We start from the raw sequence: 9,019 nt of genomic DNA, 5'->3' as shown, positions 1-9,019 counted from the left end.
ATAGCTGAGAGGTCGCAATAAACGTTGATCGCGGTAGGCTTTTTAGCGTTTCGATAGCCAAATTTGCTTGGCTAACTGGGTCGGCAAGGTTGCTGCCGACCGCAATGTAAGCAGTTATCATTCGGATTGCTTACTCTTTTTGTTTCGGTAAGTCTTGCGGCGACGATGGCCTGACTTTGATGGTGCTGCAACGTCATTAGCCATGGCTTGACGCATATTGCGGCCGGCTGTTTGGTAGCGCTCCCACCATTTCGCTAGATCTTTGGTTTCGCCACCTTCAATCTCACCACGCATTTCTAGGAAATCGTAGCCTGCACGGAACTTGTTGAGCTCCATTAGACGAACAGCGCGTTTACCGTTGCGACGAGGCAGTCGAAGTTGCAGTTGCCAAACTTCGCGAATGGTTGCTGTGTGACGACGAGGAATTGCAATAGACTTTACTTGCTGATCTAGAATGATGTTACTCGCTTCCATGATCGCATCGTAGTGTGCCATACCCTGTTCAGCGACAAGTTTGTCTGCCAGCTTGTTCATTGGGTACCAAAGCATCGCTGCGAACATGAATGCTGGGTTTACTCGCTTACCGTCTTCGATGCGAAGGTCGGTTGAATCGAGAACCAAATCAAGCATCTGCTCTGTGTGAGAGTCATAATCTTCGGTGAAGTGCTCAGCTACTGCTGGGAACATCTGTTGGAACAGGTTGTACTCGCGCATCAGGTGGTAGGTTTCTAAACCGTGACCTGATTGCAGTAATTTTAGAGACTCTTCGTAAAGGCGCGCTGCAGGGATATCTCTTAGAAGGTGAGCTAACTCTTCAATCGGGTCAGCCGTGTCTTCTTCGATGTCGAAATCCAGTTTAGCGGCGAAGCGCATTGCACGTAGCATACGCACTGGGTCTTCGCGGTAACGCGTTTCTGGATCGCCAATCAGGCGGATCAGTTTATCTTCTAAATCTTCTACACCACCCGCGTAATCGTGGATGCTGTAGTCTGCAATGTTGTAGTACATCGCGTTGATTGTGAAATCACGACGCTCTGCATCTTCATCAACACTGCCGTACACGTTATCGCGCAGTAGCATGCCTTCTTTCGATTGTGCAGAAACGTTTTTCGATGGCTCTTGGTGGTGACCACGGAAAGTTGCTACTTCAATGATGTCACGACCAAACATGATATGTGCCAAGCGGAAACGGCGACCGATAAGGCGACAGTTTCTGAAGAGATGTTTGATCTGCTCTGGCGTTGCATTGGTCGCAATATCAAAATCTTTTGGCTGAGAGCCTAATAAGATATCGCGCACACCACCACCGACTAGAAATGCGTCAAAACCCGCACCATTCAGGCGATATAGCACTTTTAGTGCGTTGTCGCTGATCTGCTTGCGTGAAATATTGTGCTCTTGACGAGTATAAATATTCAGAGCTAATTCGTGGAATCCGCGTTGTTCGCTTGGGGTATTGTCGTTTGTATTCATTAGTTTAGAACAAAGTAGGTATCGCCAACTTTGTTTTTCTCTTAGTCCAAAGTGGTAGTGCAGAGTTTAATTGCGGCTAATAATAGCTTAGCGCGAGCCATTTGAGAACATCGTCTGCTTAACCACAGTGGTTGGTTATGGCATTTTTATGTGTCGTTTTTGCTATTTGCCGTGAGTTTCGAGCTAATTACAGTGCTCTTTTTGTAAACTATCAGGTAACTGACTGACGTTCCATTGCTGGCAGCCCCACAATAAAATCTCATCCATTGAAGCCTCACAAAGAGCCGTCGGGATATCAAAACCTAAGAATCGCATCGCGTTGAACAGCGTTGGTTTTGGGTTATCGAGATCTATCGCGGTGGCATGGTTCTGTTTTGACAGTTTATTCCCCAAGCCATCGGTTGCCAATGGTAAGTGCAAGTAGCTCACTGTTTTTTGCTTGAGCGTCTTATACAAACTGATTTGTCGACCAGTTGGTTCTATCAGATCTGCGCCTCTTACGACTTCTGTCACTCCTTGGTCGATGTCATCAAGAACAACGGCCAAGTTATAGGCAAACAATCCATCTCTGCGTTTAATAATAAAATCTTCTTCAGCTAGTGCTTTAGGGATTTGAATGGTGCCGTGGCGAACATCATCAAAGGACTCTACTGGAAAGTCCATGCACAAGCGCACCGCCTGTTCGCCTGAATCGATTAAGCCTGCATCTCGACAGTGACCATTGTAAAAGCCGCCCAAAGCTTTTATCTGCTTGCGGGTGCATTGGCAGTAGTAGGCTTGATTGTCAGCAACCCATTGATCGATTTGAGCTTGATACAAGCCATGACGCTGGCTTTGATAGACGACTTCACCATCCCAAAATAGATGGTAAGCCTCAAGCGTCTTAAGAATGAGGTCTGCAGCGCCAGCCATTTCTCTTGGCGGGTCGAGGTCTTCCATACGAACTAACCATTTTCCTTGGTTAGATTTCGCTTGAAAGTAGCTACCAAGAGCAGCAACAAGTGAGCCAAAATGAAGAGGACCTGACGGTGATGGTGCAAAGCGCCCGATATAATTCATGAGTGAACAACCTAATCTAAATGGTACCGCGGTAGCCGATTCTTAAGACGTTTAACAAGAGCTTTAATGCGTAGAACTAAGCTTCAATCTATAGAACAAGGTTTGATGTATAGAACTAAGGCTTAAAGCTGCTATTTACTATCAAGCGTGTGAAATACTTCGCTTGGATAACAAACAAAAAAGGGAGCCAAGGCTCCCTTTCTTTACATCTGCAAGAATTAACCTTGCATCTGTTTCTCTTTGATCTCTGCAAGTGTTTTACAGTCAATACAAAGATCAGCAGTTGGACGAGCTTCAAGGCGACGAATGCCAATCTCGATACCGCAAGAATCACAGAAGCCGAAATCGTCTTCTTCGATCTTGTCTAATGTCTTCTCAATTTTTTTGATAAGACGACGCTCACGGTCACGGTTACGTAACTCTAGGCTGAATTCTTCTTCTTGAGAAGCACGGTCAACTGGGTCTGGGAAATTCGCTGCTTCGTCCTGCATGTGGTGCACAGTACGATCAACTTCTTCCCTGAGCTGGTTGCGCCAAGCTGCTAAAATTTTTGTAAAATGTTCCGTTTGCTCAGGTGACATGTACTCTTCACCTGGCTTCTCTTGGTACGGTTCAACACCTGCGATGGCTAGGATGCCTAGCGCTTTTTTCTTAGATTCTGGCATACAGCATCTCCTATTTACACCTAGTCAACTGCAAAGCAGCTAATTTTAAGGCGGGTATCTATAGCAGAAAGAACGAATGGTGGCAAATACTCTTATTCAAACTTGCAATCAATGTGATTAGTTCAGCATCTTTGCTTAGCTATTGATAAATTCAACAGCTTGTTTTAGTTGTATTTGAGTACTGCTGAGCTCTGCTTTATAGCAAAGCACTTCAACTCCAGCGTCTTGTGCTTGTTTTAGTAATAACGAATATTTGGCGTCTATATGGTGTGCCGCAGACACTTTTTCAATACCTGAATGTAAAACAGTGAATAAAAGTACGGCTCTATTTCCAGATTCGACCATTTCTGTGAGTTCACGCAGGTGTTTTTGGCCTCTGGTTGTGACCGCATCAGGGAAAAAACCTTGCCCTTCAGTTGACGTTTCTAGCTCGTCGAGCAAAGTGACGCTTTTCACTTCGATATAGCAAGGCGGCTTTTCGTTATCTTCAAGCAGAATATCAATGCGACTATTCTCACTGCCATATTTCACTTCGGTTCGTAACGCGTTATAACCTAAGAGTTCAACTATAGTCCCATTTTCAATTGCTTCCACTGCTAGCTGGTTTGCCCGCGCAGTATTTACACAAATACGATGACCTTTGTCTGTTTCTGAGATCTCCCAGCTGTTTGGGTACTTTCTTTTTGCATTATCAGATGTTGAGTACCACACCGTATTGCCAGGAGTCGCACACCCTGTCATCGCTCCAGTGTTAGCGCAGTGAATAGTACGCTCGCTACCGTCAGGAAGTTGGATGTCAGTGAGGAAACGTTTATAGCGTTTAATAAGAGTCGCTGGCTCTAATGGCGGATTGAAGTGCATATTACTTATTTAGACAGGTAGGTTTTTATGTACAATGTTGCCAACATTACACCACAAGGTTCTCCCATTGCCACAACTGCCCATAGAAGCTGTGATGCCAGATCTGCTCGCTGGCGTAGAAACACACACTCAACTTATTCTAAAGGCCGCTCCCGGTGCGGGTAAGTCAACATTCTTCCCTTTACAGTTAGTTAAGACCAACGCCGTTCAAGGCAAAATCATCATGCTTGAACCGAGGCGTTTGGCTGCAAGGAATATTGCCACTTACTTAGCGAGTCAATTGGGAGAAAAGGTGGGAGAGAGCATTGGCTTTAGAGTTCGTGGTGAATCTAAAACCAGCAGTGCAACTCGCTTGGAAATCGTCACCGAAGGGATCATGACGAGAATGATCCAAACCGACCCTGAACTAACTGGGGTTGATATGGTGATCTTTGATGAATTTCACGAGCGCAGCATTCACGCCGATACCGCATTGGCGTTTAGCTTGGAGATCCAAGAGGCGTTGCGTGATGATCTAAAAGTGGTTGTGATGTCGGCAACCTTAGATCAACAAGCGCTGCAAACTTTGCTGCCGAATGCCAAATACGTTGAATCACAAGGTCGCACCTTTCCGGTCGATTTCCGTTATCAGCCTCTTAACGCAAATGAATATCTAGCCCCTAAAATGGCCAACGTGATTCGCTCTCTGCTGGAGAAAGAGTCAGGCTCACTTCTGGCCTTTTTGCCGGGCGTTTCTGCGATTAAGCAGGTGGAATCTCAACTGGAACAACTCGCCAGCGATATCGATGTTTGCCCTCTGTATGGGCAACTCAGCTTTCCTCAACAGCAGAAAGCGATCGCGCCATCAGAGAAAGGGCGTCGAAGGGTGGTGTTAGCGACCAATATTGCTGAGACTTCTTTGACGATTGAAGGCATTCGATTGGTGGTCGATTCCGGGCTTGAACGTGTGGCGAAGTTCGATCTGAAAACCGGCATTACTAAGCTTGAGCAAGTGAAAATCTCGCAATCTTCAGCTGAACAACGGGCGGGGCGTGCGGGACGAATTGAAGAGGGCTTGTGCGTCCGTTTGTACAGCGAAACGCAACTTATTCAGCAACCGGCTGTACCGGAACCTGAAATTCTTCATTCTGATTTGTCTTCGTTGGTGTCTGAATTGACGCAATGGGGCGCTGCGAGTGCCGACGAGCTGCAATGGTTAGACGTTCCACCAAAAGCTTCTATTGGGCAAGCCAAGCAACTCTTACAAACTCTTGAATTATTGGACGGAAATGGCCAATTTACGGCATTAGGAAAACAGGCCCAACGTTTAGGTTTAGAGCCTCGTATTGCCAGCATGTTGGTTAAAGCGCAGCAAGGTAATCCTACTCTGTTGAATGTCGCGATTGTTGCCGCTGCTTTGCTGGAAGAGCCGGAACGCAATGTGACGGATATTCAACACTCTTTGCACCGATTTAAGCAAAGAAAACATTCCAAAAATAGCGTTGTGATGCAGCGAGCGAAAAGTCTCGCGAGCAAACTCAATCATCACTTAGATTTGTCACAAGCTGACGAATCATTGCTACCATTAGTGCTTTGTTTTGCATTCCCGGACCGAATTGCACAAGTGAGAAGCGCGACCAGCAGTGCTTTCCTTTTGGCGAATGGCCACGGTGCTGAGGTTCGTGATGATGATCCACTGGCGAACAATGACTATATCGTAGTGATTGATTTGATGCGCAGCACAGGGCGAGCCAGTCAAATTTTCTTAGCCACCGCGGTTGATATCGCACAGTTAGACGCTGAATTTCCAAAACTGTTTGTGCGTTCCGATTACGCCGATTGGGATGAGAAACGTGGCCGTTTAGTTGCCGAGCAGCGAATGTCTCTGGGCAAGTTGATTATCAGCACCAAAGCTTTACCTGATCCCGATGCGAATCAGGCGAGTCAAGCGCTGCTCAATTATGTCGCTCGATGTGGGTTGGATCGTTTAAATTGGACAGCTTCGGCTAAGCAGTTGGTTGAGCGTGTACGCTGTGCAGAGCTTTGGATGCCTGAGCATGATTGGCCAGCGATGGACGATGCGAGTTTGATTGAACAACTTGATGAGTGGCTATCTCCGTATCTTAATGGCATTAAGTCGGCAAAAGGGCTGGCTAGTGTTTCGATTGAGCAAGCATTGTCGGCTTATCTTGGCTGGCCTTTGAATCAAGAAATCGACCAATGGCTGCCAACGCACTATCTGATGCCAACCGGCAGCAAGAAGGTCATTCGTTATCAATATCAATCTGAACCAGTGATCTCAGTGCGAATGCAGGAAGTCTTTGGTGAACAAGACTCGCCATTGATCGCACAAGGGCGTAAAAAAGTAGTGCTTGAGCTCCTTTCTCCAGCACAGCGACCACTACAAATTACTCAAGATTTAGCCGGCTTTTGGGCTGGCGCGTACAAAGAAGTACAAAAAGAGATGAAAGGCCGTTACCCAAAGCATCCTTGGCCGGATGACCCTGCTAACCATGTTGCAACCACTAAAACCAAACGACAGTTGAATCGATGATGACCAAAATGTTAACGCCAAAAAAGGCACCACCTAAAAAAGCGCCAGCAAAGAAGTCACCAGCGACCAAAGCCAAGCCAAGAAAACCAAGAGCGGCTGTGAAAAAGACCAAACCTAAGGCTAAGAAATCTGGCAAAAGAGGTTGGTTGAAGATCCTATGGGGCATTTCTTGGAAAGCGGGCTTAGCGCTTGCGGCATTGCTGTTGTTCGTCGGTATTTATCTCGATTCTGTGGTCAAACAGCGCTTTGAAGGTCAGCTGTTTGATTTGCCAACCGTGGTTTATGCGCGAGTGCTAGACCTGTCTCCCGGAACTCCGGTGAGTTTGGTTCAGGTTAAGAATGAGCTCGATGTACTTAATTACCGTAAGGTGAACGCGCCTCGTCACCCAGGCGAATACTCTTCTTCTTCGACCAAGATTGAAATGATTCGTCGTCCGTTCGAGTTTGTTGATGGACCTGAAGCAGATCGTCATGTGATGCTGCACTTCAATGGTAACGAGTTGACTCGTATTCAGTCGCTAGAGAAGAAAGGCGACATGGGCTACCTACGTGTTGAACCGAAAATGCTTGGCATGCTTGAGAAAAGTAACGATGAGCAGCGCCTGTTCTTAAAACGTAATCAGTTCCCAGAGGTGATGGTTGATGCCTTATTGGCAACCGAAGACCGAAATTTCTATCAACACGATGGTGTGTCGCCACTGGCCATCGCTCGTGCAATGGTCGTTAACGTCAAAGCTGGGCGAACGGTACAAGGTGGTAGTACGCTGACACAACAGCTGGCAAAAAACCTGTTCCTGTCCAGTGAACGTACATTGTGGCGTAAGGTTCGTGAAGCCTACATTGCACTTATCTTGGACCATCGTTACAGCAAAGACCGAATCCTAGAGGCTTACTTAAATGAGGTTTACCTTGGTCAAAATGGTGGGCAAGCGATCCATGGCTTCGGCTTAGCGTCTCGCTTGTACTTCGGTCAGCCCATTCAAGAGCTCCGTATCGATCAACTAGCACTGCTGGTGGGTATGGTGAAAGGCCCTTCGTATTACAATCCGGTTCGTTATCCTGAGCGTGCCAAGGCTCGACGCGATCTGGTTCTTCGCTTATTGATGCAGCAAGACATATTAACTCCGAGACAATACGAAGAAGCGGCGAGTCGTGATTTGGATATTCAAGACAACCCACGCATTGCTAGCCGTCAGCCCGCTTACTTCCAACAAGTAAACATTGAGCTTAAGAAGTATGTCGGCGACCGATTTGAGGCGAAAAAAGGGATTCGAGTCTTTACCTCTCTGGATCCAGTCTCCCAAGACAAGTTAGAGAAGTCGATTGCACGTAAGGTGCCTGATTTATCGAAAACCGCAGGCAACAAACTGGAAGCTGCGGCTATTGCCGTGGATAGAAATACCGGTGAAATCCGAGCGATGGTCGGTGGTAAGCGTACTGGCTACGATGGCTTTAACCGTGCCTTGAACGCGAGTCGTCCTATTGGTTCTTTGGTCAAGCCTGCAATTTACTTAACTGCATTAGAGCAGCCTCAGAAGTACACGTTAGCGACAACATTGAAGGATACGCCACTGAGCTTGAAAGGCAGTAAAGGCAGTGTATGGAGCCCGAGAAACTTCGATCGTAAGTTCCGTGGCGATGTGCCTTTGTATGTGGCGCTTTCTAAGTCTTACAACGTACCTACTGTTCGTTTAGGTATGCAGTTAGGCATTGATAGTGTCTCGGATACGATTGGAAAACTGGGGGTCGATAAAAATGAAATTCGCCCAGTACCGTCGATGTTTTTGGGTTCGTTCTCACTGACTCCATTCCAAGTCGCGCAGATGTACCAGACCATTACTAACTCTGGCCGTATCGCACCTTTGTCTGCGCTTCGCTCTGTGGTTGATAACGATGGTGAGGTTTTGTATCAGTCGATTCCTCGTGTATCACAAAGCGTCGACCAGCAAGCCGCTTGGTTAACAACCTATGCCATGAAGCGTGGTGTATCGGAAGGTACAGGCCGTTTCCTACAAGGTCAGTTTGCATGGGCAGGGTTAGCTGGCAAAACGGGCACTAGTAATGACAGCCGAGACAGTTGGTTCGTGGGCGTTGATGGTCGTGAAGTGACGACCATCTGGCTAGGGCGTGATGATAATAAGCCGACTAAACTTACTGGTTCGAGTGGGGCGTTACGTGTTTACGCCGATTATCTCAAACAGAGAACGCCCGAGCAGTTATTGCTGCCTTGGCCGACAGGCATTGTCACCGCTAACTTTACTCGAACTTCTGAAGGGGCTTTAGAGTTTGATTGTGATGGCGCAGTGAAACTGCCAGTTTGGGATGAGGATGGAAACATTAAAAAGGGCTGTGAAAGTCAACCAAAACAGTGGCTAAAGAAGCTTTTTCAGTGGTAAAGTCGTAACAAGAAAGAATGACAAGGACAGTT

General features: G+C 46.9%; 6 protein-coding genes and 1 pseudogene. 2 read left to right on the top strand and 5 right to left on the bottom strand.

Features of this window, described 5'->3' with window-relative positions; all coding sequences use genetic code 11:
* The 5 genes and pseudogenes from IQQ51_RS27230 to sfsA all read right to left on the bottom strand — a co-directional run.
* A pseudogene (locus tag IQQ51_RS27230) lies at positions 1-121 on the bottom strand (2-amino-4-hydroxy-6-hydroxymethyldihydropteridine diphosphokinase); the annotation flags it as partial.
* On the bottom strand, positions 118-1,473 hold the full coding sequence (gene pcnB, locus IQQ51_RS16360) for a polynucleotide adenylyltransferase PcnB (protein ID WP_122082154.1): 1,356 nt from the start codon (positions 1,471-1,473) through the stop codon (positions 118-120). The pseudogene IQQ51_RS27230 and the gene pcnB, both read right to left, overlap by 4 nt.
* 183 nt (positions 1,474-1,656) lie before the next feature.
* Complete coding sequence (gene gluQRS, locus IQQ51_RS16355; RefSeq protein ID WP_193841603.1) at positions 1,657-2,532, bottom strand: tRNA glutamyl-Q(34) synthetase GluQRS; 876 nt, start codon at positions 2,530-2,532, stop codon at positions 1,657-1,659.
* 218 nt (positions 2,533-2,750) lie between these two features.
* The gene (gene dksA / locus IQQ51_RS16350; RefSeq protein WP_004738189.1) at positions 2,751-3,197 is read right to left on the bottom strand and encodes an RNA polymerase-binding protein DksA; all 447 of its coding nucleotides are present in this window, start codon (positions 3,195-3,197) and stop codon (positions 2,751-2,753) included.
* Between the two features lie 135 nt (positions 3,198-3,332).
* On the bottom strand, positions 3,333-4,058 hold the full coding sequence (gene sfsA, locus IQQ51_RS16345) for a DNA/RNA nuclease SfsA (protein ID WP_193841602.1): 726 nt from the start codon (positions 4,056-4,058) through the stop codon (positions 3,333-3,335).
* A 34-nt stretch (positions 4,059-4,092) separates the two neighbouring features.
* Between sfsA and hrpB the strand changes: the two genes are divergently transcribed.
* A complete protein-coding gene (hrpB, locus tag IQQ51_RS16340; RefSeq protein ID WP_193841601.1) occupies positions 4,093-6,591 on the top strand; it encodes an ATP-dependent helicase HrpB in 2,499 nt (832 codons plus the stop codon).
* Positions 6,588-8,987: a penicillin-binding protein 1B gene (gene mrcB, locus IQQ51_RS16335; protein ID WP_193841600.1), complete on the top strand. Its 2,400-nt coding sequence runs from the start codon at positions 6,588-6,590 to the stop codon at positions 8,985-8,987. Before hrpB ends, mrcB begins: the two co-directional genes overlap by 4 nt.
* Positions 8,988-9,019: the final 32 nt, after the last annotated feature.

Source organism: Vibrio sp. OPT18 (assembly GCF_015163615.1).
GTDB classification, from domain to species: Bacteria; Pseudomonadota; Gammaproteobacteria; order Enterobacterales; family Vibrionaceae; genus Vibrio; species Vibrio coralliirubri.
Note: the sequence above shows the minus strand (reverse complement) of the source record. Positions and strands in the feature narration are given on the sequence as shown.

Bases quoted from the DNA above. Each gene is read 5' to 3' on its own strand.
- pcnB (WP_122082154.1), bottom strand. From the start codon at position 1,473: ATGAATACAAACGACAATACCCCAAGCGAACAACGCGGATTCCACGAA.
- gluQRS (WP_193841603.1), bottom strand. From the start codon at position 2,532: ATGAATTATATCGGGCGCTTTGCACCATCACCGTCAGGTCCTCTTCAT.
- dksA (WP_004738189.1), bottom strand. From the start codon at position 3,197: ATGCCAGAATCTAAGAAAAAAGCGCTAGGCATCCTAGCCATCGCAGGT.
- sfsA (WP_193841602.1), bottom strand. From the start codon at position 4,058: ATGCACTTCAATCCGCCATTAGAGCCAGCGACTCTTATTAAACGCTAT.
- hrpB (WP_193841601.1), top strand. From the start codon at position 4,093: ATGTTGCCAACATTACACCACAAGGTTCTCCCATTGCCACAACTGCCC.
- mrcB (WP_193841600.1), top strand. From the start codon at position 6,588: ATGATGACCAAAATGTTAACGCCAAAAAAGGCACCACCTAAAAAAGCG.